We start from the raw sequence: 26,189 nt of genomic DNA, 5'->3' as shown, positions 1-26,189 counted from the left end.
GCACCACGTAGAGAGGTCGCCGCTCATGACCAGATCCCTTCGAACCAGGACAGCGCTGCGGGGTGTGATCGCGGCTGTCGTCGTCGCCGCGCTCGGCACCGTCGGTCTGTCCTCCTCATCCTCGGCCGCGCCGGCCCCGGCGCCGGGCACGGCTGAGGCCGCCGCCGGCGTCGCCCCCGGCACCACCGCGGCCGGCACCACCGCGGCCGGCACGGCCGCCCCCGGCACGACCGCGGCGGACGTCGCCGCGGCGCCGGACCCGCTCGCACCCGCGGGCGAGGCCGCGCTCAAGCCTTATATGGGCTGGAGCAGTTACAGCATGCAGGTGTACGCGCCGACCCCCGGCGGCTGGATCACCGCGGCACAGCTGAAGGCCCAGTCGGACGCGATGCACCGCACGCTCCAGCCGTTCGGGTACAAGTACATCAACATCGACGCCGGCTGGAACGGCGGTCTGGACGCCTACGGCCGGCCGGTGCCCAGCAAGACGCTGTACCCGCAGGGCCTGCAGGACGTGATCGACCACATCCACGCGAACGGCCAGAAGGTCGGCCTCTACGGCATCCCCGGCATCTCGGACGCCACCCTGGCCGCCAACTACCCGGTCTTCGGCCACCCCGAGTGCAGCACCGGCGATCTGGCCGTGAAGCCCCACCAGCCTGGTGACTACTGGGGCTTCGGGCACCGGATCGACATGACGAACCCGTGTTCGCAGAAGTACATCGACTCGATCGCGGACCTGTACGCCGCCTGGGGTGTCGACTTCCTGAAGTACGACAGCGTCACCCCGGGCTCGGGCAAGAGCGACCTGTCGATGGACGCCCGGGACGAGGTCAAGGGCTGGTCGCAGGCACTGGCCAGGCACAAGATCTGGTTCGAGCTGTCCTGGGCGCTCGACATCAAGTACGCCGACTACTGGAAGCAGTGGGCGAACGGCTGGCGGGTCGACTGGGACGTCGAGTGCTACTGCCCGAACGAGGCCCTGACGAACTGGCCGAGCATCTCGCGCCTGGTTCCCAGGTCGGCGGACTGGTGGCGCCACGGCGGACCGGGCGGCTGGAACGACCTCGACTCGCTGAATGTCGGCAACGGCACGATGGACGGGCTGACCAAGGACGAGCGCCGGTTCGCGGCCACCCTCTGGGCCGTCTCCGCCGCGCCGTTCTACATCGGCAACGACATGACCAAGCTCGACCCGTACGGCATCGAACTGCTCACCAACCCCGAGGTGATCGCGGTGAACCAGGCCGGCCGGCCCGCGCAGCCGGTCTCGACCAAGACGAACAAGCAGGTCTGGTACTCGCTGAACGCGGACAGCACCTACACCGTCGCCCTGTTCAACCTCGGCAGCACCGAGGCGGACATGACCGTGAACTGGGCGGATCTCGGCCTGACCGGCGCCGCGAACGTGCGGGACCTGTGGGCGAAGAAGAACCTGGGCGAGTTCGGCGCGGGGTACACCGCGGCCACCGTGCCGCCGCACGGCACCCGGCTGTTCAAGGTCTCGCCGGAGCGCAAGGCGCAGGTCCGGGTCAACGACGACGACCTGCGGGTCTCCTACACCGGCGACTGGCAGCGCAACGGCAACCGCGAGGTCGCCGCTGTCTCCGAGCCGCTGAAAGTCACCGTGACGGACTCGGGCGCGGCCGGGAAGAAGGCGGCCGAGAAGGCCACCAACGCCGGCGTCCGGACGCTGGAGCTGAACAACGACGACTCGCAGATCACCTACACCGGATCGTGGAGCCGCAGTACCGGTCGTGGGCTCGGCGACTACCAGGACGACGTCCAGTACTCCGAGAAGAACGATGACGCGTTCTCGCTCACGTTCGTCGGCACCGGTGTCGACTACGTGACCGAGAAGCACCAGTCCCAAGGCGATGTGGACATCTACATCGACGGCGAGCTGAAGCAGACGGTCAGCACCCATCAGGCCGAGGGGCGAAGCGCGCAGCAGGTCGTCTACAGCATCTCGGACCTGCCGAACGGAACGCACACGATCCGCGGCGTGAAGAAGTCCGGCGAGTACATGCTGGTCGACAAGCTCAACGTCCGGCAGATCAGCCTGCTGAACCCCGACACCGCGGGCTTCGACAAATTCCCGTCCGCACAGGCCGATGTCAGCACCGAGATCGCCCGCGAGCCGGGTGAGCTGGCCGGCATCTCGAACGCCGGCAAGGCGCTGGTCAACGGCACCGACTACACGGTGGCCGGCAAGGTCGTGACGATCAAGAAGCAGTACCTCGCGACGCAGCCGGTCGGCACCGTCGCGCTGGACATCAGCTTCCGGGGCGACTACCACGACGACCTCCACGCGACCACCGTCAACGGCGCCGCGATCGACTTCAGCTTCAAGGGCACGGCGGTCGAGTGGCTGACCGCGCTGGGTCCTGACCAGGGCGAAGCCGAGGTCTACCTCGACGGCAAGCTGGTCCGCCGGGTGAACCTGCACAGCGACGCCCGGGTCACCGCCCGGTCGGCGTACGCGGTGAGCGGGCTGAAGGACAACCCGCACACGCTGCGGATCGTGAAGGTCTCCGGCGAGATCCTTCGCCACGACACCATCCGCTACACGATCAGGTAGTAGCAGCAGCAAAGCGGGGCGGCCGATCTGTGGATCGGCCGCCCCGCCGCCGTCCGGTGGTCAGCCGACCGACGGCCCGAGCCCGAGGGACTGCGGCGTACTGGAGTCCGGCGAGGGTTGGTGCAGTCCCTCGTCCAGGGGTCCGAACTCGGTCATCAGTGCGGCGCTGCCACCCCAGGAGGTCTGCTCCTCGGCGATCATCGCGTTGGTGGTGAGCAACAGGCCGGCCACCGACGCGCCGTTCTGCAGCGCCGACCTGGCCACCCGGAGCGGGTCGACGATGCCCATCTCGAGCATGTTGCCGTACCGGCCGTCGAGCGCGTCGAAGCCGTCGTCCGGGCCGAGCTGGCTGACCCGCTCCAGCACCTCCTGGCCGTTGTAGCCGGCGTTCGTCGCGATCAGGTACGCCGGTTCGCGCAGCGCCCGCCGGACGATCTCCACCCCGGTCGCGTAGTCGTCCTTCACCTCGAGGTCGTCCAGCGCCGACGCGGCGTGCAGGATCGCCACCCCGCCACCGGCCACGATCCCTTCGGCCATCGCCGCCCGGGTCGCGGACAGCGCGTCCTCCACCCGGTGCTGGAGCTCCTTCAGCTCGGCGGGTGTCGGCGCGCCGACCGAGATCACCGCGACCTTGCCGGACAGCGCGCCGATCCGCTCGGTCAGCACGTCCTCGTCGACCCCGAAGGTGGCCCGCTGCAGCTCGGCCCGCAGCTGCGCGAGCCGGAACTCGACGTCCTTCTCGTGGCCGGGGGAGGCCACGATCGCGGTCCGGTCGGCGGTCACCCGGACCTGGTCGCAGCGGCCGAGCTTGTCGATACTCATCGTCTCCAGCGTGAAGCCCGAGTGCCGGCTGAGCACCTGGCCGCCGGTGATCGCGGCGACGTCCTCCAGCTTGTGCAGCCGCCGGTCGCCGAACCCGGGCGCCCGGACGCCGACGCATTGGAAGTGCCCGTTGATGTGGTTGTGCACCAGCATGCTGAGCGCGGTGCCCTCGAGGTTCTCGGCGATGATCACCAGCGGTTTCGGATCCCGCATCACCTTCTCCAGCAGCGGCATCAGCTCCTGCACCTTGGTGATCTTCTCGCTGCAGAGCAGGATGTACGGGTCGTCGACGACCGCCTGCAGACTGCCCGGATCGGTCACCATGTACGGCGACAGGTAGCCGTTGTCGAACTCGAAGCCCTCGACGAAGTCGACCCGGATGCCGTGCTCGACCGACTCCTCGACGGTCACGATGCCGCCGTCGCCGACCGAGTGCAGCGCTTTGGCGATCACGGCCCCGACCGTGTCGTCGTCGTTGGCCGAGATCGCCGCCACCCGGGCGAAGTCCAGCTCGGTGGCGACCGGGTAGGCCACCTGCCGCAGCCGCTCGACCAGCTTGGCGACCGCGAGGTCGATGCCGCGTTTGATCAGCACCGGGTTGCCGCCGGAGCCGATCGCCGCCATCCCCTCCCGGACGATCGCGTGCGCCAGCACGGTCGCGGTGGTGGTGCCGTCGCCGACGATGTCGTTGGTCTTGATCGCGGCTTCCTTGACCAGCTGGGCGCCCATGTTCTCGAACTGGTCCTTGAGATGGATCTCCCGGGCGATGGTGACCCCGTCGTTGGTGACCACCGGCGAGCCGGTGATCTTCTCCAGTACGACGTTGCGCCCCTTCGGGCCGAGCGTCGAGCTGACCGCCTCCGACAGCTGCTCCACCCCCGCCAGCATCAGTTCCCGCGCCTGTGCACCGAATCGCAGTTCCTTGGCCATCGTTCCCTCCTCCTTGAGTGCCCGGTCAGGGCGAACGGTGTGTCACGGGTGCGCTAGGGAACCAGGATCGCGCGGCCCCGCACCCGGCCGGCATCGAGATCCGCGACCGCCTCGGCGGCGGCCTCCAACGGGTAGGCCCTGGTGTGCAGGGTGACCTTCCCGGCCTGCGCGAGCGCCATCAGCTCGGCCAGGTCGTTGTACGTGCCGACGATGTTGCCGATCACGTTCCGCTCGGTGGAGATGATGTCCAGGGTGGGGATCCGCAGCTCGCCGCCGTACCCGATCACGAAGTACGAGCCGTTCGCGCGGGTCATCGCGAAGCCGTCCTGTTCGGCGCCCTGCTCGGCCACGAAGTCCAGTACGACGTGCGCGCCGGCGCCGCCGGTCAGCTCCTGGACCGCCTGGATCTGGTTGCCATCAGCAACGACCGTGTGGTCGGCGCCGAGCTGCTCGGCGAGTTTGAGCGCGTCCGGGTTGCGGTCGACCACGATGATGTTGGTGGCGGTCAGCGCGGACAGGCACTGGATGCCGATGTGGCCGAGCCCGCCGGCCCCGATCAGCACGGCGGTCGTCCCCGGATACAACTGGGGGAGGGCTTTGCGCACTGCGTGGTACGCCGTGATGCCCGCGTCGGCGAGCGCCGCGACGTCCTTGGGCTGGGTCGACGGATCGAGCTTCACGCAGGCCCGGGCGGAGGTGAGCAGGTACTCCGCCATCCCGCCGTCGCTGTCCAGGCCGGGGAAGCTGCTGTTCTCGCAGTGCATGTCGTCGCCGGCCCGGCAGGCGTGACAGAGCCCGCAGGTCGGCGTCGGGTGCAGGATCACCGTGTCGCCGACCGCGACGTTGGTGACCGCGGAGCCGATCTCGTGCACCCAGCCGGCGTTCTCGTGCCCGATCGTGTAAGGGAGTGTGGGCTGCATCGCGTCGGCCCACTGTCCTTCGATGATGTGCAGGTCGGTCCGGCACACCCCGGCGCCGCCGATCTTGATGATCACGTCCAGCGGGCCGCTGATCTTCGGCTCGGGGACCTCCTCGACCACTGGTTGCTGGTGGTAGCCGTGCAGCCGGACAGCCTTCATCGTGCCTCCTCCTCACCGGCCCCGGCACCGTCGTACCGGTGCCGCAGCATTCCCCTACAGATCCCGGTGTTGGCCTCGATCCCGGTCTGGGTGAGCCGGGCCAGGCCCAGGTACTTCGGTGCGCCGGCCGCCTCGACCGGCGCACCGGTGCCGGGGTCGACCAGCAGCGGCGCCGCGTCGTCGGAGCGCAGCCCGAGCTCGGCCCGCCGGCGCCGGAGCCGGTCGAGATCGGCAGACGGCGGCACGTCGCCCAGCGTCAGCCGGGTCAGCTCCACCGGATCGGTGCCTGCGGCAACCAATGGCCGGCAGACCTGGTGGGTGCCGGCCAGCATCGCCTTGGAGACGAAGGTGCGGCGCAGGGTGTCCAGCTCGTCGGCCGCCTCGCCGTCGAAGGCGGCGACGAACCCGGCCCGCGCGGCCACCCCGGCGTTGATCTGCGCGGCCGCGAAGTGGTCCTCGAGCGTCACGTCGACACTGCGCACCTCGGGCAGCGCCGCCAGTACGTCGTACGCGTCGGCGACCATCAGGAAGGCGAAGTTGGGCGCGCAGAAGTAGGTCGGCAGCCGGAGCCTGACGACGACGTCCCCGGCTGCCGAGACATGACAGGACGCGACGAAGCCGAGGGTGGTGATCGGCTCGTCCAGCTCCGGATCGCGGACAAGGTCCAGGGCGCTCAGCACCCTGGACCTTTCAGCCACTGCCGTCATTACTGGGAGACCAGCTTCGCGTCGTCCTGCGCGGCCGGCTCCGCTGCCTTGAGCTGCAACTCGTCCGGCACCTTGATGTCGTAGAGCTTGGCGGCGTTCAGGCCGAGGATCTTCTTCTTCCCTTCGACCCCGAGCCGTGGATAGTCGGCGAACTCGGGCAGGTCCGGGAAGTCCCAGTCGACGAAGCCCTCGATCTGCCACTTCGGCTCCCAGATGCCGTAGTCGCTGCCGAACGTCATCTTGTCCTCGCCGACCCAGAACAGCAGCTCGCCCATCACCTTGTTGAAGAAGTGCGGCCGGGCCGCCATCAGACCGCCGATCACCACCGACAGCCCGGCGTACACGTTGGGCTCCTGGGTCGCCATGAAGCAGAAGTCCTCGATCCGCGGCAGCCCGACGTGCTCGACGATGAAGTTGAGCTCGGGGAAGTCGGTCGCGGCGTGGTCGATGTCCGACACGTCGAACGCGTCCTTGTCCAGCGGCCAGATGGTGGGGCCCTTGTGGACGTGCACGTTCCTGATGCCGTACTCCTGCGCCTTCTCCAGGTACCGGTACGCCGCCGGGTCGGTCAGCTTGTAGCCGCGCGAGCCGTTGTTCCACTCGGCGGTGTAGAGCTTGACCCCGATCGACCCGTACCGCTCGATGTTCGCCTTCAGCTCCACCAGGCCGGCGTCGCCGTCGCGGGGGTCGAACCGGGTGTTGAGGACGAACATGCCGGGATGCTTCTCACCGAGGTTCGCGTTCTGCTCGGTGGTGTTGAACCCGGCCGTGTACCACTCCTTCAGGTACGTCGGCTGGAACACCGCGACGTCCACGTAGCCGTCCTCGAAGACGTCCTTCATCAGGTCGTCCTCGGTGTAGCTCATGAACTTCTCGATCGGCCAGTGGGTCTCCTGCGGGGCCAGGCTCTGGTAGGCGTGGAAACACTCGATCCACCCCTTGGCGTACTGCTCGGCCCCCGGCACCCAGTTGTCCGGCCCGGCGTTCCAGTAGTGCATGTGGCTGTCGACCACGAAGTACTTCTCGCCGTTCTTCTCGTACACGGTCGCCTCCTGAGCTGGTCAGCGCGTGGTCAGGTCGAAGCCGATGTACTCGGCGGCGTCCTCGGGATTGGCGAACATGATGGTCCGGTCGTCGAGGTGCACCATCCGGCCGTAGTGGGTGGACATGTTCTCCTCGAACTCGGCCTGGTCGAAGTACCCCGGCTCCTGGCCGAGCGCCTCGGAGATGTCGTCGTAGACGAAGTCCATCCGGCCGACCGCGTCCACCCGGATCATCGACGGCAGGTGCGTCACGGTGACGTTGTCCAGGCCGCTCATCACCTCGGCGACCACCGCGCCGACCTGGTTGTTCATCAAGGTGACGCCGGCCTTGTTCGACGCCGAGCTGTCCGACTTGAACGGACTCTCGGTGGTCGCCTTGAGGGTGCTCACTGGGCCAACTCCTTCGGTTCCTCGAGGCCCAGCGACGCCAGAACTCCGCTGAACCGGCTCTTCACCCGGTCGAGGCCGTCCTCGAACCGTGGCGGTTTGGCATCGGGCTGCGACCACAGCGGCTGCAACGCCCGGGCCGCCGCGATCGCCTGCTGGGTCCAGTCCGCCAGCCAGCCCTGCAGGATCGCCTTGTTGTGGCCGGCGAACTCCTTGTCCGCGGTCAGCAGTTCGAACATCGCCGTGGTGTAGCGCAGGTCGCGTTCGGCGAAGTCGAACTCCGCGGCGCCGATCACGGTCGGGGTGACGAAGTCGCCGTTGCGCGGCGCGGCCTGCTGTACCAGCTGGCTGCGGAACAGCTCGCCGACCAGCGGTTCGAAGACGATGTTCGCGGCGAAGATCGCCTCGGCCCAGTCGTCGATCCCGGTCAGCCGCTCGGCCAGCTCGTGCACGCCCTGCCAGGCGGGGTCGGAGTTCCAGGTCTCCAGGTGCGCGGTGCCGTCGAAGCCGTCGATCTCCTCGGTCAGCGTCAGGTTGTACAGCGCCAGGTCCTGGGCGGCGCGGATCCGGTGCATGCTGTTCACCGAGATCGCGTTGTTGTGCATGTTGGTGGGCGCCCGCCGGTTCGCGTTCGCGTACAGGTACAGGCCCAGCCCGTGGTCGACGTGCATCCAGGCGCCGACGTGGGACTCGACGAAGCGGACCCAGTTCGGGTTCCACTGCTCGAACGCCTTGGCCTGGCGGGCCGAGTCGATGTTCTGGGTGACCTGGCGGACCATGTTGGAGTTGTTCCGGTAGAACGTGAGCTCCCACTCCTCGTTCGGGTCGCGGAACTCGTGCCAGCCGGTGGCCGGCCACTCCTTCACGAACAGCCCGCCGCTGCCCGGTCCGCGCTGTGGTGACGGCTCGTCCGAGCCCCACGCCTTCAGCGCGGTCCAGTCCAGCGGGTAGCCGCCGCGGCCGTCGGCGAAGCCGTACAGCCAGCCCTGGCTCAGGTAGTGCCGTGGGTCCGGCTGGACGTCGACGGTGACGTCCTCGTAGTGGCTCTGCTTGCGCTTCTGTGGCTTGTAGTAGTTGTAGTGCCGCAAGGTCGAGTCCGGGAACTCCCGGGCGCCGGCCTCGGCGTCGGTGAAGACCGGCTTCGGCACACTGCGTTCCGCTCTGGCCTCACTCGCTTCTGTGGTGGTCATCGGCTCTCTGCCTCCAGCACCTTCGAGTCACCGGCGTCGCCGGTCGTGGTGAACTTGTCGTAGTAGATGTGCTTCGTGACTACGCCCAGCCGTTCGAGCATCGGGAGCGCCGCCTCGACCATCGGGGGTGGCCCACAGACGTACGCGTCGGCCCCTTTGAGATTCGGTTCGTGTTTGCGGACCACGTCGGTGATCAGCCCGTTCTCGCCGTCCCACTCGTCCTCGGACAACGCCGGCACGTACCGGAAGCCGGGCAGTGTCTGCTCCAGCGTGCGCAGTTCGTCGACGAAGCAGAGGTCGTGGCGGGTCCGGGCGCCGTAGTAGAAGGTGACCTGGCGCTCGATCCCACGCTCGGCCATCGTCCGCAGCAGCGACAGGATCGGCGCCATCCCGGCGCCGCCGCCGACGAACACGATCCGGGCGCCCGGGTTGTCGCGCAGGGTGAAGACCCCGAACGGCCCGGTCAGCTCCAGTTGGTCCCCGACCTTCAGCCGCTGGTCGAGGAACTCGGAGAACAGCCCGCCGGGGTAGACCCGGATGACGAACTCCAGTTGCCCGCTCTCCCGGCTGGACGTGTTGGCCATCGAGAACGACCGGCTGGCGTCCGTCCCGGGCACCCGGAGGTCGACGTACTGGCCGGGGAAGAACTTCAGCTCGCCGTCGTCCCCGGTCAGCCGCAGCACCAGGTGCCGCAGGTCGTGGGTGACCGGGGTGATCGCGACCACCTCGGCGACCCGCTCCTGGATCGGCAGTCCGGAGCGGATCATCTCCTCGTCGTAGTTGAGGAGCTCGATGGTGAGGTCCTCGTAGGCGTGCGCCCGGCACAACAGCGTGTAGCCCTCGGCCAGTTCGTAGTCCGGCAGCGCGAAGGTCGAGTACCGATCGTGCTCGAGGTCGTCCCCGTCGAGAACGAAGGACTTGCAGGAGGCGCACTGGCCCTCCTTGCAGCCGTGCATGAGCATCACGCCCTGCTCGGCCGCGGCGCGGAGGATCGTCTGATCCTCCGCCACCTCGATCTCGATGCCGACGGGTTCGAACCGTACGACGTGTTTGCCGGTCATGGGCTCGGCCAGGCCTCAGCTGTCGTCCCGTGCGGGCCGTCCGCCCGGACCACCCTTCACGTACCGGGCCGCGAACGCGGTGCGCTCGGCGTCGGACATCTCGTTCAGCAGCACGTTCGGGCTGGCTAGCGGTGGGCACTTGCGCAGGTGGTCCAGCGTCCACATCTTGTCCGGGTTCAGATCGAGATGCGGCTGCGCGACCATCGTCTTGCCGTCGTCGCGGACGAAGCCCATGTCGGAGACCACGTCGGCCCAGTTCCAGCCGTGGTACAGCGTCTCCCACTCGCGGTGGCCGATCAGCTTGCCCATGTTGGGCGTGTTCCGGCCCTGGAAGGTCGGCCGGAACGCGGTCTCGTCGGTCCACTTGCACATCTCGTGGCAATACGTGCGCCACTGGCCGTCGACCTTGCCCATCACCATGTCCTCACGGACCAGGCACGGCACCATGCAGGTCCAGCACCGGTGCGGGTACTCGTAGTCGACGTCCTCGAAGACGATCGGCTTGTGCCCGTTCGGGGTGGCCAGCCGGTTGTAGTTCTCCCACCAGGCGCCGTACTTGTCGTACCAGCCGGGGTACTTGTACTCGAACCACTCGAAGTCCTTGTCGGTCATCGGGTCGATCCGCCAGTAGTTGGCCAGCCAGCCGGTGGCGAAGAACTGGGCCACCTCGTGCACGTAGCCCTTGTTCCAGATCTGGTTCCAGGACTCCTCGATCAGGTCGTGCGGGATCTCCAGCCCGTACTTCTCCAGCGGCACCAGGTAGCTACGGTAGTAGTCGTCGTAGATCCACCGGCGCCACATCTCCGCGTAGCTCTCGCGGTCCTTGCGACGGTCCTTCGTGCCGTACTCGATGAAGGTGCCGATCGCGGCGTCGACGACGCGGTGGTTGTTCCACCACGCGTAGCGCAGGTCGCGGGCCAGCAGCTGGTGGTTGCTCTCGTCGGACAGCGCCATCAGCAAGGTGGCGTAGCCGTTGCTGATGTGCCGCGACTCGTCGGACTGGACCGAGTGGAACACCGTCGGCAGCAGGTAGTCGCCGTTGGCGGCGGCCTCGGCCGGCATCGCGACGAACAACGTGTTGGTGAAGGCGGTCTCGGCCACGATCGTGAGGTAGATACTGGCCGCGGTGATCGCGTCACCGGTGATGAAGCCTTCCGCGAACTGCCGGCCGATGGTGCCGCAGTAGTCGCTCTGGAAGTTGCGCAGGCTGGAGTTGAAGCCCGCCGGGTCGATGTAGTTGTTCATGTACAGGCGCTTGAGGTTCTGCTGGATCGTCGAGTGCCGCACCTCGTCGATCATCTGGATCGCCTGGCCGTTGTGCAGCTCCGGGTTCGGCACGGTGCGGAACAGCAGCGGCATCGCCCGGGCGGCCGAGATCTCCGGCAGCGGGATGATGCTCAGGAACAGCTTCTGCCACTCCAGCCAGCGCTCCTGCACCTGGCGGAACATGTTGCCGCGGATCGCGCCGTCGGAGGCGCCGTAGACGCGGTGGTCCTTTTCCTCCTGCATCGGGAAGTAGGACCGCAGTACCTGCTTGAGCGGGTCCTTCTTCTGCGCCTTCTGGAACGTGTAGTCGGTTCCGTACTGCGAGACTGGCTCGTGGTACGCGGGCTCCCAGGACAGCTCCTGGATCTTCTGGTGGGCCTTCGCCACACTTTGGCGACTCATGGCACTCCTCTGGCTCGCTGTGGCCTCTGGCCGGGCCCCACCCACGGGGCCGTACGACGTGGGCGACCCCACGTCCTGCTTGCCTTTGCAGTACAACGCAGACCGTCAGCGACGGGAGGTCTCAAATTGAGACCCGGCTTGCCGGCCCCTGGATCACCGCTTCTGCTTTGCTTCGTTTCCTTGCTTTTCAGCGGTCTCCGAAGACGGCTTCGCGCAGTACGGCGAGCTCGTCGGCGGCGTCCTGCAGACTGCGTGCGTCACCTGGCACAGCAGGGCGGATACCGAGCGTCTCGAGCAGCGCGGCGGCCGCGGCGCCCGGATCGCCGGCCGAGCCGAGGACCGGATGCAGTCCGGCGTCGGCGAGCTGATGGAAGACCGCGTTCACGATCGTCCACGGGTTGTAGGTCTCTTCGGTGGGAATCTGGTCGTCCATCCGGTGCCCCTCTCCGCTCCTCCCATCAGACGCCCCGGCGGCCGATCCGGCTGTCTCAAATTGAGACAACTTGCTGGGTGCTGGTGGCTACGCTGAAGGGAGCGATGCCACCCTGGACAGGAGGCCTCGTCGTGGAGGAGCTGGAATCCGTGTCGGGCAACAGCCACCGGACCGCCGAGGCCCGGGTCAGTTTCCTGACCTACGACGCATTCCCGGTCGGCGACGTCCGCCGTCCGGTCCTCGCGTCATGGGTGCGGTCGCGCCGGCGCAACCTGCCCGCCGACCGGATCGAGCTGCCGTACGTCGCGGACCCCGATCTCGGCCAGCCACTGGCCCGCAGCGCCGATCCGGTGCTGCTCCGGCTGCACGAGCACCTCGCCGGCCAGCCGATCAGCGTCATCCTGACCGAACGCAACGGCCTGGTACTGCGAAGGCTCACCGCCGACACCCAGCTGGCCGGACACCTGGACCGGGTCCATCTCGCGCCGGGCTTCAGCTACTCCGAGAAGTTCGCCGGCACCAACGGCATCGGTACGGCGCTGGAGCGGGGCGGACCGATGCACGTCTTCGGGCACGAGCACTACGCGGAGGATCTCGAGGACCTGGCCTGTGCCGGGGTGCCGATCAAACACCCGATCAGCGGCAAGATCGTGGGCGCCATCGACCTCACCTGCTGGCGCCGGGACGCCGGGTCGCTGCTGATCGCGCTGGCCAAGACCACTGCCGACCAGATCCGGGCCGCGCTGCTGCGGGACTGCTCGGCGCGGCAGCAGGAGCTCGTCGAGGAGTACCTGCAGGCCGGCCGCCGCAATGCGGACATGGTGCTCGCGTTCGACGGCGACCTGCTGGTGATGAACGCCAACGCGCGGCGCAACCTGGTGGACAGTGACCAGTCGGCCGTTCTCGCCCAGGGTGCGGAGATGCTGGCCGAGGGGCGGTCGGTCGTTGCGCTGGAGTTGCCGAGCGGCAGCCGGGTCCGGATCTCCTGTCGGCCAGTACCAGAAGGCGTTCGGACGACTGCCGCAGTACTGCAGGTCACGCCGCGCACGCCTGGCCTCGGGGTAATGACGGTCAGTGCCAACCGACCGCCACCGAGACCGGAGCTACCAGGCATGGTGGGTCGCAGTGGCCCGTGGCTCGCGTGCTGCCGGGACGTCGACAACGCCTACCGGGCAGGCCAATGGATCGTGCTCAGCGGCGAGGCGGGCAGCGGCAAGATGGCACTTGCCCGAGCCGCTCATCAGCAGAACAACCCGGTCGGCGCGCTCGACCTGCTGGACGCCGGCACCGCTACCGGCGACCTCGCGGCCGATGTCGAGGCCGAGGTGGCCGACGTCAATGTGCAGGCCCTGGTGATCCGGCACGCCGAACGGCTCAGCCCAACTCAGCTCGACGACCTGGCCGGCGCGTTGGACAGCGGACTCGAGCGCCGCCGATCGGATCCACCCTGGGTCGCGTTGACGGTGACCACCGCAGGCTCGACCGAGCCGGATCTGGGGGAGTTGCTGCCGTTGTTCGCCCTCACCGTCGCCGTGCCGCCGTTGCGTCATCACGCCGACGACATTCACGAGCTGGTCCCGTTCTTCCTCGGCCAGCTGAGCCGAGGGGAGTTGCGCTGTTCGCCCGAGGTGTTGCACCAGCTGCTGCGATCGGTCTGGCCGGGCAACACTGCTGAGCTGCACCGGGTGCTGAAGCAGATCGTCCAGCACCGCCGCCGTACCGGGGTGATCGTGCTGGCCGACCTCCCGGCCAACCTGCAGGCGCTCAGTCGCCGCAACCTCAGTCAGCTGGAGGCCCTGGAACGCGACGCCATCATCCGCAGCCTCCTCGACAACAACGGCAACCGCCGGGAGGCCGCCCGGGCGCTGGGGATGTCGCGGGCCACCATCTACCGCAAGATCCACGACTACGGCATCCGCTGACCCTTCGACCGCCTGGTGAGATGCCCCCGTAGGTACTCGCTTATGTCTATAGATTTACTGGACATGAGCGACTACACCGCCGAGCCTGCCCGCTACGAGACGCTGGGCTACCGGCGTACGGGGGCCTCCGGGCTCAAGTTGCCGGCCATCTCCTTAGGGCTGTGGCAGAAGTTCGGCGACGACTACAGCTACGCCACCCAGCGCGAGATCGTGTTGCACGCCTTCGATCTGGGGATCGCGCACTTCGACAACGCCGATCGCTACGGCCCGCCGCATCGCGCCGCGCAGCAGACGTTCGGGCGGATCCTGGCCAAGGACCTCGCGCCGTACCGGGACGAGCTGATCCTGTCGACCAAGGCCGGCAACCCGATCGGCGCGAGCCCGTACCTGCGAGGCGGGTCGCGGAAGTCGCTGCTCACGTCGCTCGACAACAGCCTGCGCGATCTGGGCACCGACTACGTCGACATCTTCTACCACCACCGCCCCGACCCGGAGACGCCGCTCGAGGAGAGCGTCGGCGCCCTGGTGAGCGCGGTCGAGCAGGGCAAGGCGCTCTACGTCGGGATCAGCAACTACCTGCCCGAGCGAGCCGAGGCCGCGGCCAGGTTGCTGCGCGCGGCCGGCGTACCGCTGCTCATCGACCAGACCCGCTACTCGATCTACGACCGCAGCCCCGAGACGAACGGCCTGCTCGACACCGCGGACCGCAACAGCTTCGGCGTGATCGTCTACAGCCCGCTGGCGCAGGGCCTGCTGACCGACAAGTACCTCGAAACCATCCCGGACGGCGCCCGCGCGCAGAACAGCAGCTTCCTCTCGCCCGACGTCATCGACGAGACCTACCGTCGCCGTACCTCGGAGCTGAACAAGCTGGCCGAGTCGCGCGGCCAGTCGCTGGCGCAGCTCGCGTTGCAGTGGGTGCTCCGCAGGCCCGAGGTCACCTCGGCGTTGATCGGCGCCAGCTCGACGACCCAGCTGGACCACAACCTCAAGGCCCTCGACTTCCCGCTGCTGACCCCCGAGGAGCTCACCGTCATCGACAAACACGGCATCCACGGCACCGGCTTGAAGCTCTGATGAGCCGGATCGTGGTCGTCACGTTGGGGGTCGGGCCGCCGGCGGCGATGGAGGCGGTGTCGCTGGCGAAGTCCGTCGAGGCGGTCGCTGCGGCAGAGGCTGCCGGGGTGACGTTCATCCGCCTTCAGGTCGATGGCGGGGTCATTCTCGCGCCCGAGGTTGTGGGGTCGTTCCTCGCCGATCAGTTCCCGTCGGCGTGCTTCTTGGTCGAGCCCGCCGAGGAACTGGATGCGCCGACGGGTGACCTTGTAGCGGTGAGTGAAGCGGCGTCCGTCGGCGCCGATGCTCGGCTGCGCACAGCGCTCGACCGGGTCGGCCGACGCCGCGAGGAGGTAGCGCTGCTGGGCCGGGTCGAGGTGTCAGCTGGCGACGCGACCCGCAAAACCGCACACCGGCTGAACGAGTGGGCCGACCGGGAGAACCTGGACGGCTTCGAGCTGGTCCCCGCCAGAGGCCTGGCCGGATGGAACGCCGTGGTCTGGCAGCTCGTCCCGCTGCTCGACCCCACCGGCTCGCGCTGCGTCCTGACCCCCTGATCAGCGGTTGAGGTACCAAATGGAGGCGTTCAACGCGGTGGCGAAGGTCACCCAGGCCCAATAGGGCAGCAGTAGTGCCGCAGCCACTGGACGGATCCGCCGGAACTCCCAGACCGTCCAGGCGATCGCCAGCCAGAGCACGACGATGTCGATCAGGGCGAGACCACGGAGGCCGGAGCCGAAGAAGAGCGGGGTCCACACCGCGTTCAGCAGCAGCTGTACGCCGTACGGGATGAGCTCGCGGGACCAGCCGACCCGTCGCCAGACCAGCCACCCGCTCACCCCGATCATCACGTAGAGCACTGTCCACACTGGCCCGAACAACCAACTCGGCGGCGCCCACCCAGGCTGCTCCAACTGCTTGTAGGTGTCGGTCGTCCCCTGCACCCCGACCGCACCCACCACCGCGGCCACCGCGACGGCCGCCAAGAACCCGGCCAGTACGACGTATGCCCGACCTGCCCGCGTCTCTGTCGCTGCTCCCGTGCTGTGCATGCCGTGCCGGTACCCCGGCTCATTCATCTCGGCAGGAAGCGGACAGCCGGGTGGGAGGGCAGGCGAAGGAGTGGACCATCGGAGGACTCTGGGAGGGGGCTCATGGTCGCTGTGCGCTGGATGGCTGGGTTGGCCGGTGTGGTGATGATCTGCACGGCGTGCTCTCCGAGTGAAACCCCAGGGGCGCCGCGGCCCACGCCAACGACCGTCAGTCCGGTGACCAGCAGCCCCACTCCGGCTGCCACCACGCCCGGGCCGCTCAGCGTTGCGGAGTACCAGCAAGTGCTCGGGCGGGTCGAGGCGACCGTACGGCGGCAGGTGGCCGGCTTGATGGCGGCTCAGACGGTGACCGCCGCCAACGCGGGCCGGACCAAGGTCGGGCTGGTTCTCGCGCAGCAGAAGACGGTACTCGAGGCCGTGCAGCCGCCACCGCGGCTGGCCGCCGTGCACGCGGATGCGCTGCGCACCCTGTCGGGCTTCATCGGCGGGACGCTGGAGAATGCGGTCGCCACCGGCTGCACCGTCCTCGATCCGCCGGCCAAGTTCCTGTACTCGATCAAGCTCGACGTCTACCAGGCGATCTCGCTGGGCGACGACACGATCGGCAAACGGACCGCCTTCGGCCGGAAGCTGCTGCCCGCGCCGCCCGTGCCGCCACCGGACCGGCGCGGCGTCAACGGGACTGTGGTCCAGCGCCTCGTCCGGGGCGGCTCAGGCGGAGTACGGGTCACCAACGTCGGGGCGACCGATGCGCTCGTCGTGGTGCTCAGCGGGAAGAAGGTGCAGGGGTCCGTCTACGTGCGGGCCAGGTCGAAGGCGAGTCTGCTCGGGCTCCGCGGCGCGATCCTGATCTCGATCCGGACCGGCCGGGACTGGGACGCGGCCGGGCGCGGATTCACCGCGGACTGCGAGGAGACGGCGTTCACCGAACCGCTGGCGAGCGGGTATGTCTGGTCGTTCAAGGTGGGCGAGGACGGGTAGACATAGGGTTCCCCCTATGGGAAGCAGCGTGTACGTCGCATCGGTGGAGGGTTACACCGGGAAGTCGACCGTGGCTCTGGGGGTGCTGCAGCAGTTGTCCAAGCGGGTCGAGCGGGTGTCGGTGTTCCGCCCGATCGTCCGGCCGGACACCGAGCTGTACGGCGGGCGTGACTACGTGCTCGACCTGCTGATCTCGCACGACGCGGTCTCGCTCTCGTACGACGAGTGCGTCGGGGTGACCTACGACGAGGTGCACGCCGACCCCGACGCGGCGCTGGACCGGATCGTGCAGCGGTACCGCGACGTGGCCGAGCTCGGCGATCCCGTGCTGATCGTCGGGAGTGACTACACCGACGTCGGTACGCCGACCGAGTTCTCCTACAACGCGCGGATCGCGGCCAACCTCGGCGTACCGGTGTTGCTGGTGCTGAACGGGGCCGGGCGGAGCGCCGAGGAGCTGGGCACGCTCTCCGAGATCGCCAGTGCCGAGCTGACCGCCAATCACGGGTCGCTGTTCGCGGTGATCGCCAACCGGGTCGCCGCGGAGCGGCTGGAGTCGACGGTGGCCGCGTTGGCGCGGGCCGACGTACCGGCGTACGCGATTCCGGAGGAACCGTTGCTCAGCGCACCGGTTGTCGCCGACCTGATGATAGCGGTCGACGGGAAGGTGCTCAGCGGCGATGTGCGGCTGCTGACCCGGGAGGTCACCGGGCTGGTGGTGGCCGGGATGACGATGCCGAACGTGCTCGACCGGCTGTTCGACGGCGCCGCGGTGATCACGGCGGCGGACCGGCCGGAGGTGGTGGTCGGCGTGCTGATGGCCAACGCCTCGCAGAACTTCCCGCAGATCTCGGCGATCTTCCTGAACGGCGGGTTCGCGCTGCCGGACCAGATTCTGCGGCTGATCGAGGGCGTCGGCAGCACGATGCCGATCATCGAGACGGGTCTGGGCACGCACGCGACCTCCACCGCGCTGACCGCCGTCCGGGGCCGGGTCACCAAGGACTCTCCGCGCAAGGTCGACCTGGCGCTCGCGCTGTTCGACCAGCACGTCGACGGCGCCGCGTTGCTGGACCGGCTCGCGGTGGCGCGCAGCGGCGCGGTCACGCCGCTGATGTTCGAGCACCAGCTGATCGACGAGGCGGTTGCCCACCGCAAGCACATCGTGCTGCCCGAGGGCGAGGAGGAGCGGATCCTGCGGGCCGCCGACGTCGTACTGCGCCGCGGCGTCGCCCAACTCACCCTGCTCGGCGACCCGGTGGTGATCAGCGCGAAGGCAGCGGCCCTGGGCGTCGACATCTCGGCCGCCACGGTCCTCAGCCCGGACGACAAGGAGCTGGGGGAGCGGTTCGCCCAGGAGTACCACCGGCTACGGCAGCACCGCGGTGTCGACCTGGACAAGGCCCGCGAACAGGTCAGGGACGTCTCGTACTTCGGCACCATGATGGTCCAGCTCGGCCTGGCCGACGGCATGGTCTCGGGTGCCGTCCACACCACCGCGCACACGATCCGCCCGGCCCTGGAGGTCGTCAAGACGCTCCCCGGCGTCTCGGTCGTCTCGTCGGTCTTCTTCATGTGCCTGGAGCACCAGGTCCTGGTGTACGGCGACTGCGCGGTCAACCCAGACCCGACCGCCGAGCAGCTGGCCGACATCGCGATCTCCTCGGCCGCGACGGCTGCGGCGTTCGGGATCGAGCCGCGAGTCGCCATGCTGTCGTACTCGACCGGCTCGTCCGGCACCGGCACGGATGTCGAGAAGGTGTCGAAGGCAACCGAACTGGTCCGGCAACGCGCGCCCGAACTGCTGGTCGAAGGCCCGATCCAGTACGACGCCGCCATCGACAGCGCAGTGGCCAGGACCAAGCTGCCCGACTCGGAGGTGGCAGGCCGCGCGACGGTCTTCATCTTCCCCGACCTCAACACGGGCAACAACACCTACAAGGCCGTGCAGCGCTCGGCCAACGCGGTCGCGGTCGGCCCGGTGCTGCAGGGGCTCAAGAAGCCGGTCAACGACCTGTCCCGGGGAGCGACGGTCCGAGACATCATCAACACCGTCGCGATCACCACTGTCCAAGCGCAGCAGGGTGCAGAGCGGAGCGATCGATGAGCGACTACGTCCTGGTCATCAACGCGGGCTCGTCGTCGCTGAAGTACAGCCTGGTCGACGCCGCGACCGGCGAAGCGCCCGCGGTTGGGCTGATCGAGCAGATCGGTGAGGCGAAGGGTCATCACAGCCACAAAGGCCCCGACGGTGAGCTGAGCACCGACCTGAAGGTCGCCAACCACGAGGACGCCTTGCGAGCGGCGCTGGACGCCTTCGCCTCGCACGGGCCCTCCCTGGACGACATCGAGATCGCCGCGATCGGTCACCGGGTCGTGCACGGCGGTTCGCAGTTCGGCGATCCGGCCCTGATCGACGACGACCTGGTTGCCGCGGTCACCGATCTCGTTCCGCTCGCGCCGCTGCACAACCCGGCCAACCTCGAAGGCATCAAGGTCGCCCGGCGGCTCTTCCCCGACCTGCAGCAGGTCGCCGTGTTCGACACGGCCTTCCACCAAACCCTGCCCCCCGCGGCCTACACCTACGCTCTGCCGCTGGACCTGCGCGACGACCACGGCATCCGGCGCTACGGCTTCCACGGTACGTCGTACGCGTTGGTCTCGGCCGAGGCGGCGCGGCTGCTCGGGCGCGACCTGGCCGACGTGAACCTGATCGTGCTGCACCTCGGCAACGGCTGCTCCGCGGCAGCGATCCGGGGCGGCGCATCGGTCGACACCTCGATGGGCATGACGCCGCTGGAGGGGCTCGTGATGGGCACCCGGTCCGGCGATGTCGACCCGGCGATCCATGCTCATCTGGTCCGGGAGCTGGGCCGGAGCGTCGAGGAGATCGACCATCTGCTCAACAAGGAGTCCGGTCTCAAAGGTCTTGCCGGTGGCAACGACTTCCGGGAGCTGTCCAGTCGTCGCGAGGCCGGTGATCCGCAGGCGGAGTTGGCGTTCGACGTCTACTGCCACCGGATCAAGAAGTACATCGGCGCGTACTACGCGGTGCTCGGAACCGTCGACGCGATCGTCTTCACCGCCGGGGTCGGTCAGCACTCCGCACCGGCCCGCGCCGCGTCGCTCACCGGACTCGAAGGCCTGGGAATCCAGCTGGACGCCGATCGCAACACGGCGTCCTCGAACGACGCCCGAGCGATCTCGACCGACGACAGCCGGGTCGCCGTGCTGGTGATCCCCACCAACGAGGAGTGGCAGATCGCCCGCGAGACGATCGACCTGATTGGTTAGGGAGCGCCCAGCTGCATCGTGGTCTTCTCGACCACGATGCTGGTCGCGAACCTCGGCGTACCGGCCGGCTCGACATCCGACCACTCACCGACGTACTTCTCCGCGATCGCACGCTCCAGCGCGAACTCCGGATCCGGCACCAGTTCGCTGACCGTGCCGCGCAGTTCGAGGTAGTGCGTCGGACTGGCCGGATCGACCACGACCAGCGCGATCCGCGAGTCCCGCCGCAGGTTGCGCAGCTTCTGGCGCCCCTCGACCAGGCTGATCCGCACCACCTCGCCGTCCCACAGGAACCACAACGGCGTCACCTGCGGTTCGCCGCGCTTGCCCAACGTCGACACGAAGGCCACCGCCGTCGACGCGAGCAGGTCATGAAAGGCCGCGGGAATCTCCATGCCTCGAAGAGTACGACCCCGACGAGCCACCCGGCTTACGTTTAGAAGACAACGTGTGAGACCCCGGCGGGGCCTGCAACCGCTCACCGTCGGGGAGGTGGATCTCTGCCAAGCATCCAGGCGGCACCTCGACGGTCAGCCGGAACTCGTCGTCGACGAGCCGCCAACTGATCTGGATCGGCCCCTGCGGAGTTTCGTGCTGAGCACTCGCCCAGGTGAGGCCGCCGCCAGGCTGCGGCTTGACGGTGAAGCGGCGATAACCACCCTCGTCCAGCCCTGGCTCCTCGGGCAGCCGGAGGCCAACGACGTGGGTGTAGAGGAACGAGACGACCGCGCCTTTGCTGTAGTGATTCAAAGAGCCATCACTGCCGTCCCAGCGCTCCCAGACGGTTGTCGCACCACGATCGAGCATCTCCAGCCAGGAGGGCACGCCGGTGGAGAGCAGCACCCGATAAGCAGCATCGAGATGCCCGTTGTCAGCCAGCGTCGGCAGTAGAAGGCCAGTGCTCAGGAACCCGGTGCCGACGTGGTGATCCGCCTCGGCGACCAGACCAGCCAGCCGGTCGGCCACCGCCGTACGAAGATCCTCCGGGACGAGCCGGAAGGCCAATGCCCGCACATAGTTGGCCTGCGTCGCCACGGCGATCACACCGTCGGCAGTCAGGTATTCGCTCTGCCAAGCGCCCCTCACGGCCGCAGCCAGTACCTCGTACCGATCGGCGTCCTCGCGACGCCCGAGCAGGTCAGCGACCCGGCTCAACAGGTGAGCCGAGCGGGCCAGGTACGCCGTCGCGACGATCCCGTGGTCAGCCGCCGGATCAGGATTCGGGATCTCGCCCGGTTCGAGCCACTCGCCGAAATGCCCGCCGGTGTCCCACACGAACCGCTCGTACGGCGCCGGCTCGGGCCGGCGGGACACCCGGTCCGGATGACGCCGTACGGCGGCACAGTTGGCGGCGTAGTCGACCCAGCGGACCATCGAGTCGTACTGCCGCTCAAGAACGGCGGGGTCGCCGTACGCCCGCCAAAGCTCCCACGGCACGAAGACCGCCGCGTCGCCCCAGCCGGCGGAGCCTTCCATCGCGTCGAGGAACGGGCTGCCGGAGGGTCCTGCCCCGGCCGGGTTCGGGGTGACGGTCGGCACGCGCCCGTCCGGCCACTGGTCCGCGGCCAGGTCACGCAGCCACTTGCCGGAGAACTCCGAGACGTCGTGGGTGAGCGCCGCAGTGGCGACGTACACTTGCCAGTCGCCGGTGAAGCCGGAGCGCTCGCGCTGCGGACAGTCGGTGGGGATGTCGCAGGCGTTGCCGAGCAGGCTCTGGATCGCCACCTCGTGCAGCGCGTCGAGCCGATGGTCGCTGCACTGGAACGAGCCGGTCGCTTGCAGTTCGGTGTGGACGACCACGGCGGTGATCTCCGGCTGGGTGACCAAGCCCTCGACCTGGACGTAACGGAACCCATGCGTGGTGTGCCGGGGCTCGAAGGCAGCCTGGCCGTCTGAGATGACGACATCTACCTGGCCGGCCGGTAGTGGGCGCTTGGTCGCGAAGTCGAAGGCGCGCAGGTGATCGGTGGTGACGAGACCGGCGGCATCGAGTTGCTCGCCGTGCACCAGAGTCAGTTGGGTCCCGGCCGGGCCGAGGCCGGTCAGTCGCACCCAGCCGTTGAGGTTCTGCCCGAAGTCGGCCACCGTGATGCCGTTGGCCGGGTGGGTGACGGCGACCGGGGTGAGTTCGCGGATTCGGCGTACGGGCGGAGCTGTGGGTAGGACGAGGCGTTGGCGGTCGGCGTACAGGGCGTTGGTGGGGGTGTGTACGGGACGCCAGCCGGGTGCATCGAGCGGGATGGTGCCTGGTGCGGGGAGTCGGAGGTCGACCTGCTGACCGTCCATCAGATCCGCGGCCGTGATCCGGCTCGGCCGCGACCGCCATTCGGGGCCGGTGGCAACCAATAAGCCATCGACGTCACAAGCGAGCAGCGCGGCCACCCGGTCGCCGAAGCCGTCCGCCTTGCGCAGGAAGCCGTGCCGGCCGCGGAACCAGCCGTCGGAGAGCAGGATCTCGAGCGAGTTGGTGCCCGGCCGCAGCATCGCCGTGACGTCGTACGAGTGCACCTGGAGCCGTCGACGGTAGGCGGTGAAACCAGGTGTCAGCTCCTGGTCTCCGACGCGGGTCCCGTTGACGAACAACTCGTAGATGCCGTGCGCGGTGGCCCACACAGTCGCAACGGCGGGAGCCGTGGACAGCGAGAACTCACGCCGCAGCTGGTACGCCGGACGCTCACCGGGCGGCGCGATGACAGGCTCGTCCGGCTCGATCCAGCTCGCCGCGGCCAACCGCGCCTGTGGGTCCATCAATCGCCGGTCCGGGTGAAGGTGGTCCGGAACTCGCCGATGCCCTCGATCCGGCTGACCAGTACGTCGTCGGGGCCGAGGTACCGCGGTGGTGTCATCCGGTTGCCGACGCCGGCCGGGGTGCCGGTGAAGATCAGGTCACCGGGCAGGAGCGGGCAGATCGCGGAGATCCGGGCGATCAACTCGGGCACGCTGAAGATCATCTCCTTGGTCCGGTCCTGCTGCACGACGGTACCGTTCAGCAGCCCGGTCAGCTCCAGATCATCGGGATCGCCGAACTCGTCCAGAGTGACCAGCTCCGGCCCGGTCGGCCCGAACCCCGGGAACGACTTGCCCAGCGAGAACTGCGGCGGCGTACCGAGCAGTTGCACCCGTCGCTCGGACAGGTCCTGGCCGATGGTCAACCCGGCGACGTGGGTCCAGGCGAGGTCGGCCGGAATGCGGTGGCCGCCGAAGCCGATCACCACGACGAGCTCGACCTCCCAGTCGACCCGATCGCCCGGCAGCTCGACCACCGCGGACGGGCCGGTGATGCAGGAGGGGAACTTGGTGAACACCAGCGGATCGGTCGGCGGCTGGTAGCCGGCCTCGGCGGCGTGCGGCGGATAGTTCAGGGCCACCGCGAAGACCTGCGCAGGTCGCGGCACCGGCGGCCCGAAGGCAACCGGCGCCGCGACCCTCGCAGTGGAGAGGTCTGCGCTGTCGGCCCAGTGCACGAAATCTGCCCAGTGGCCGAGCACGTCCAGCGGGTCGGGCCCGAACCGCTCGTTGCTGGCGGCAGCTATGTCGATGATGCCGTCGGCAACAACCAGAACGGCCCGGTCGGCGACGGTGGCCAGACGCATCCGCTCAGACCCACTGGTCGGCGGCCGGCGGTTCGGTGCCGTAGGCCTCGCGCCAGGACACCACCCGGTTCCGGAGTACGCCGAGCTTCTCGATCTCCGCCTCGACCACGTCGCCGGTCTTGAGGTAGTTGGCGAACGGGTCGGCCGTGCTCGCCGCGACCCCGGCCACCGTGCCGGTGGTGATCAGGTCGCCGGCGCTGTAGAGCTGGGGCGAGTGGTAGGCGACCAGTTGGGGGATCGAGACGGCCATCCGGCTGGTGTTCGACTTCTGCCGGACCTGGCCGTTGACCCGCAGCTCCATCGCCAGGTCGTGCGGGTCGCCCACCTCGTCGGCGGTGACGATGTACGGCCCGATCGGGCAGAAGGTGTCGATCGCCTTGGAGAACGAGAAGACGCCCGACTCCATCTCCTTGCGCTGGATGTCGCGCGCGGTGATGTCGTTGAAGACCAGGTAGCCGGCGATGTGCTCGGCGGCCTGGTCGGCGGAGAAGAACTTGCCCGGCTTGCCGATCACCACCGCCAGCTCGAGCTCGTAGTCCAGCTCCTTGGTCAGCTGGCCGGGATAGACGATGTCGTCGTCGGGGCCGATGATCGCGTCCACGTTCTGGAAGAAGACGATGCCCTTGTTCACCGGGTGCGACCAGTTCACCCGGACCAGGTCCTCGTGGTGCTCGCGGAAGTTGCCGGCGGTGTGGAAGAACTTCTTCGGCACGATCGGCGCCCGCAGCCGGACGTCGGCGAGCGGGAAGACCCGGCCGGTCTCGGGCACGTTCTGCTCGCGCTCGAAGTACTCCCGGGTCGAGGCGGTGTCGAGCTCGACCACCTGGTCGTCGGCGATCCGGCCGACCTGGAAGTCATCGAAGGTGACCAGTTTCATCGCTGTCCAGTCTGTCGAGGAGTGAGGACGCGGAAGACCCGCAACTGCAGGGCGAGCGTCGAGTAGTAGCCCACCAGTGCGGTCAGTTCGAAGACCATCCGATTGCCAATGATTGAAACGGCCCGGTCGTACGTCGAGTCTGCGGCGTCGCCGTCACGGACCAGTTCGAGGACCAGCTCGACCGCTGCCCGCTCGCCCTCGTCGGCCAGCCGCGGCACCCGCAGTTCCCGAAGCTCGGCGAGCTCGGAGTCGAGGATCCCCGCGGCGCGTGCGATCGGCTCGTGCGCGTACTGCTCGAAGGCGCAGTCCCACCCCGCGGCGACGACCAGGATCGCCAGCTCCCTGATCCGGTCGGGGAGGCTGGTCCGGTAGCGGATCACCGAGCCGAGCTGCTGGATCGCCTCGCCGACCGGGGGAGCGGTCAGCAGGGCGTTGAAGGGTCCGTTGAGACGGCCCTGGTCGTCGGTGAGCGCGAAGTACTGGGGTCCGGAGGCCCGCGGCCCGTCGGTGATCCGGTCGTAGAGGTCGCGCTGGCCGGGGTCGAGGTCGGCCGGATCGAAGTGCGGAAGCCTGCTCATGGCGTCAGCCCAGCAGGCGATGCCGAGAGCGGGGGCAGGGTTGCCAACCAATGGCACGGCTGCTGTGCCGGTGAGCCGTGCCGCCTACGTTGCGAGAGCCGGGAAACCCCGGACCGCCGAGGCGGCGGCTTCGGACGGTCCGGGCGCGGCCCGGGCAGGCGAGCGGAGGAGACCGACGGTGGATTGGCTGGGGTTGGCCGGACAGAGAGCGCTCGTCGCGGGGGCCGGTGGCATCGGCGCCGAGGCTGCTCTGGGGCTCGCCGCCGCCGGCGCCACGGTCGTTGCTGCTGACATCGATCAGACGGCCCTCCGCGACCTTGAGCAGCGGGCGAACGCCGCTGGTACCGGTCTCAAGACCGTGCTGGCCGATCTGAGCACGGCCGCAGGTTGCCGGGACGCCGTCGAGCGGGCCGACGCGTTGCTCAACGGCCTGGACATCTTCGTTCACGCCGTCGGAGTCAACGACCGGCGACCGATCCTCGACACCCCGGACGAGCTGTGGGAACGGATCCTCGCGATCAACCTGGACAGCGCGTTCTGGACCGGCAAGGCGGCCGGCGCCTTGATGCGCTCAGCAGGCCGCGGCCGGATCGTCTACCTGTCATCGGTGGCAGGCCTGCTCGGGCACGCCGACCACGGTCCGTACGCCGCCAGCAAAGGCGGGATCAACCAGCTCTGCCGCGTGATGGCCCGCGAGTGGGCCCCGCACGGCATCACGGTCAACGCGGTCGCGCCCGGCTACACCGAGACCGACCTGACCCGGCAGTACCTGGACAAGCCCGGCGTCCGGGCCGGACTCACCGCACTTGTCCCCACCGGCCGCCTCGGCACCGTCGCCGACCTGGCCGGCCCGATCCTGTTCCTCTGCTCAGCCCAGTCGACGTTCGTGACAGGCCAGATCCTGTACGTCGACGGCGGCCGCACCCTCGTCTAAG

Annotated in this window: 23 protein-coding genes; 8 read left to right on the top strand and 15 right to left on the bottom strand. The window is 68.6% G+C overall.

The window, feature by feature from the left end:
• The first annotated feature begins 25 nt into the window (after positions 1 to 25).
• Positions 26 to 2,581 carry a X2-like carbohydrate binding domain-containing protein gene (locus AB0P21_RS25320; RefSeq protein ID WP_363699655.1) on the top strand — a complete coding sequence of 852 codons (2,556 nt, stop codon included), beginning with the start codon at positions 26 to 28 and terminating at the stop codon, positions 2,579 to 2,581.
• Positions 2,582 to 2,641: 60 nt separating this feature from the next.
• Here the strand turns inward: AB0P21_RS25320 and groL are convergent, their stop codons facing one another.
• The 9 genes from groL to AB0P21_RS25275 form a co-directional block, all read right to left on the bottom strand.
• Positions 2,642 to 4,333 (bottom strand): chaperonin GroEL, encoded by a 1,692-nt coding sequence (gene groL, locus AB0P21_RS25315; RefSeq protein WP_363699654.1) that lies wholly within the window; start codon positions 4,331 to 4,333, stop codon positions 2,642 to 2,644.
• 53 nt (positions 4,334 to 4,386) lie between these two features.
• Complete coding sequence (locus tag AB0P21_RS25310) at positions 4,387 to 5,412, bottom strand: NAD(P)-dependent alcohol dehydrogenase (RefSeq protein WP_363699653.1); 1,026 nt, start codon at positions 5,410 to 5,412, stop codon at positions 4,387 to 4,389.
• Positions 5,409 to 6,092, bottom strand: a complete 684-nt coding sequence (locus AB0P21_RS25305; protein WP_363699652.1) for an iron-sulfur cluster assembly protein — start codon at positions 6,090 to 6,092, stop codon at positions 5,409 to 5,411. The genes AB0P21_RS25310 and AB0P21_RS25305 overlap by 4 nt, the downstream gene beginning before the upstream one ends.
• 26 nt (positions 6,093 to 6,118) lie before the next feature.
• Complete coding sequence (locus AB0P21_RS25300) at positions 6,119 to 7,162, bottom strand: amidohydrolase family protein (RefSeq protein ID WP_363699651.1); 1,044 nt, start codon at positions 7,160 to 7,162, stop codon at positions 6,119 to 6,121.
• A gap of 18 nt (positions 7,163 to 7,180) precedes the next feature.
• Entirely contained in the window at positions 7,181 to 7,552 is a 372-nt protein-coding gene (gene mimD, locus AB0P21_RS25295; protein WP_363699650.1) for a propane 2-monooxygenase effector subunit MimD, read from the bottom strand.
• Positions 7,549 to 8,739 (bottom strand): aromatic/alkene monooxygenase hydroxylase subunit beta, encoded by a 1,191-nt coding sequence (locus AB0P21_RS25290; protein WP_363699649.1) that lies wholly within the window; start codon positions 8,737 to 8,739, stop codon positions 7,549 to 7,551. Before AB0P21_RS25290 ends, mimD begins: the two co-directional genes overlap by 4 nt.
• Positions 8,736 to 9,800, bottom strand: a complete 1,065-nt coding sequence (locus AB0P21_RS25285; RefSeq protein WP_363699648.1) for a 2Fe-2S iron-sulfur cluster binding domain-containing protein — start codon at positions 9,798 to 9,800, stop codon at positions 8,736 to 8,738. The genes AB0P21_RS25290 and AB0P21_RS25285 overlap by 4 nt, the downstream gene beginning before the upstream one ends.
• Positions 9,801 to 9,815: 15 nt before the next feature.
• On the bottom strand, positions 9,816 to 11,468 hold the full coding sequence (locus AB0P21_RS25280; protein ID WP_363699647.1) for a hypothetical protein: 1,653 nt from the start codon (positions 11,466 to 11,468) through the stop codon (positions 9,816 to 9,818).
• A gap of 187 nt (positions 11,469 to 11,655) precedes the next feature.
• Complete coding sequence (locus AB0P21_RS25275) at positions 11,656 to 11,901, bottom strand: hypothetical protein (protein ID WP_363699646.1); 246 nt, start codon at positions 11,899 to 11,901, stop codon at positions 11,656 to 11,658.
• Positions 11,902 to 12,032: 131 nt separating this feature from the next.
• Between AB0P21_RS25275 and AB0P21_RS25270 the strand changes: the two genes are divergently transcribed.
• From AB0P21_RS25270 to AB0P21_RS25260, 3 genes are all read left to right on the top strand, one after another.
• Positions 12,033 to 13,823 (top strand): GAF domain-containing protein, encoded by a 1,791-nt coding sequence (locus tag AB0P21_RS25270; RefSeq protein WP_363699645.1) that lies wholly within the window; start codon positions 12,033 to 12,035, stop codon positions 13,821 to 13,823.
• 63 nt (positions 13,824 to 13,886) lie between these two features.
• Complete coding sequence (locus tag AB0P21_RS25265; RefSeq protein ID WP_363699644.1) at positions 13,887 to 14,900, top strand: aldo/keto reductase; 1,014 nt, start codon at positions 13,887 to 13,889, stop codon at positions 14,898 to 14,900.
• A complete protein-coding gene (locus tag AB0P21_RS25260; protein WP_363699643.1) occupies positions 14,900 to 15,436 on the top strand; it encodes a hypothetical protein in 537 nt (178 codons plus the stop codon). Before AB0P21_RS25265 ends, AB0P21_RS25260 begins: the two co-directional genes overlap by 1 nt.
• Here the strand turns inward: AB0P21_RS25260 and AB0P21_RS25255 are convergent, their stop codons facing one another.
• The gene (locus tag AB0P21_RS25255) at positions 15,437 to 15,958 is read right to left on the bottom strand and encodes a TspO/MBR family protein (RefSeq protein WP_363699642.1); all 522 of its coding nucleotides are present in this window, start codon (positions 15,956 to 15,958) and stop codon (positions 15,437 to 15,439) included. It lies immediately after the preceding gene.
• Between the two features lie 189 nt (positions 15,959 to 16,147).
• Between AB0P21_RS25255 and AB0P21_RS25250 the strand changes: the two genes are divergently transcribed.
• From AB0P21_RS25250 to AB0P21_RS25240, 3 genes are read left to right on the top strand one after another with little or no spacing between them, the layout of a single operon-like run.
• Positions 16,148 to 16,912, top strand: coding sequence for a hypothetical protein (locus AB0P21_RS25250; RefSeq protein WP_363699641.1), 765 nt, complete (start codon positions 16,148 to 16,150; stop codon positions 16,910 to 16,912).
• Between the two features lie 16 nt (positions 16,913 to 16,928).
• Entirely contained in the window at positions 16,929 to 19,019 is a 2,091-nt protein-coding gene (gene pta, locus AB0P21_RS25245) for a phosphate acetyltransferase (protein WP_363699640.1), read from the top strand.
• A complete protein-coding gene (locus tag AB0P21_RS25240) occupies positions 19,016 to 20,206 on the top strand; it encodes an acetate kinase (RefSeq protein ID WP_363699639.1) in 1,191 nt (396 codons plus the stop codon). Before pta ends, AB0P21_RS25240 begins: the two co-directional genes overlap by 4 nt.
• Here AB0P21_RS25240 and AB0P21_RS25235 read toward each other — a convergent pair.
• Genes AB0P21_RS25235 through AB0P21_RS25215 form a run of 5 tightly spaced genes read right to left on the bottom strand, consistent with a single transcriptional unit; the run spans position 20,203 to position 25,254 of the window.
• Entirely contained in the window at positions 20,203 to 20,601 is a 399-nt protein-coding gene (locus AB0P21_RS25235; RefSeq protein WP_363699638.1) for a PPOX class F420-dependent oxidoreductase, read from the bottom strand. The two genes, AB0P21_RS25240 and AB0P21_RS25235, sit on opposite strands and share 4 nt — an antisense overlap.
• The gene (locus AB0P21_RS25230) at positions 20,576 to 22,954 is read right to left on the bottom strand and encodes a family 78 glycoside hydrolase catalytic domain (protein ID WP_363699637.1); all 2,379 of its coding nucleotides are present in this window, start codon (positions 22,952 to 22,954) and stop codon (positions 20,576 to 20,578) included. The genes AB0P21_RS25235 and AB0P21_RS25230 overlap by 26 nt, the downstream gene beginning before the upstream one ends.
• The gene (locus AB0P21_RS25225) at positions 22,954 to 23,799 is read right to left on the bottom strand and encodes a fumarylacetoacetate hydrolase family protein (protein WP_363699636.1); all 846 of its coding nucleotides are present in this window, start codon (positions 23,797 to 23,799) and stop codon (positions 22,954 to 22,956) included. Before AB0P21_RS25225 ends, AB0P21_RS25230 begins: the two co-directional genes overlap by 1 nt.
• Before the next feature lie 4 nt (positions 23,800 to 23,803).
• A complete protein-coding gene (locus tag AB0P21_RS25220; RefSeq protein ID WP_363699635.1) occupies positions 23,804 to 24,676 on the bottom strand; it encodes a fumarylacetoacetate hydrolase family protein in 873 nt (290 codons plus the stop codon).
• The gene (locus AB0P21_RS25215; protein ID WP_363699634.1) at positions 24,673 to 25,254 is read right to left on the bottom strand and encodes a carboxymuconolactone decarboxylase family protein; all 582 of its coding nucleotides are present in this window, start codon (positions 25,252 to 25,254) and stop codon (positions 24,673 to 24,675) included. The genes AB0P21_RS25220 and AB0P21_RS25215 overlap by 4 nt, the downstream gene beginning before the upstream one ends.
• 178 nt (positions 25,255 to 25,432) lie before the next feature.
• Here AB0P21_RS25215 and AB0P21_RS25210 point away from each other — a divergent pair, with 178 nt between their 5' ends.
• Positions 25,433 to 26,188, top strand: a complete 756-nt coding sequence (locus AB0P21_RS25210) for an SDR family oxidoreductase (protein ID WP_363699633.1) — start codon at positions 25,433 to 25,435, stop codon at positions 26,186 to 26,188.
• The last annotated feature ends 1 nt before the right edge of the window (position 26,189 follow it).

The sequence above is a fragment of the Kribbella sp. NPDC056861 genome, from assembly GCF_040687575.1.
GTDB lineage: Bacteria > Actinomycetota > Actinomycetes > Propionibacteriales > Kribbellaceae > Kribbella.
The sequence above is the reverse complement of the archived record's forward strand: the minus strand, read 5'-3'. Positions and strand labels throughout refer to the sequence as shown.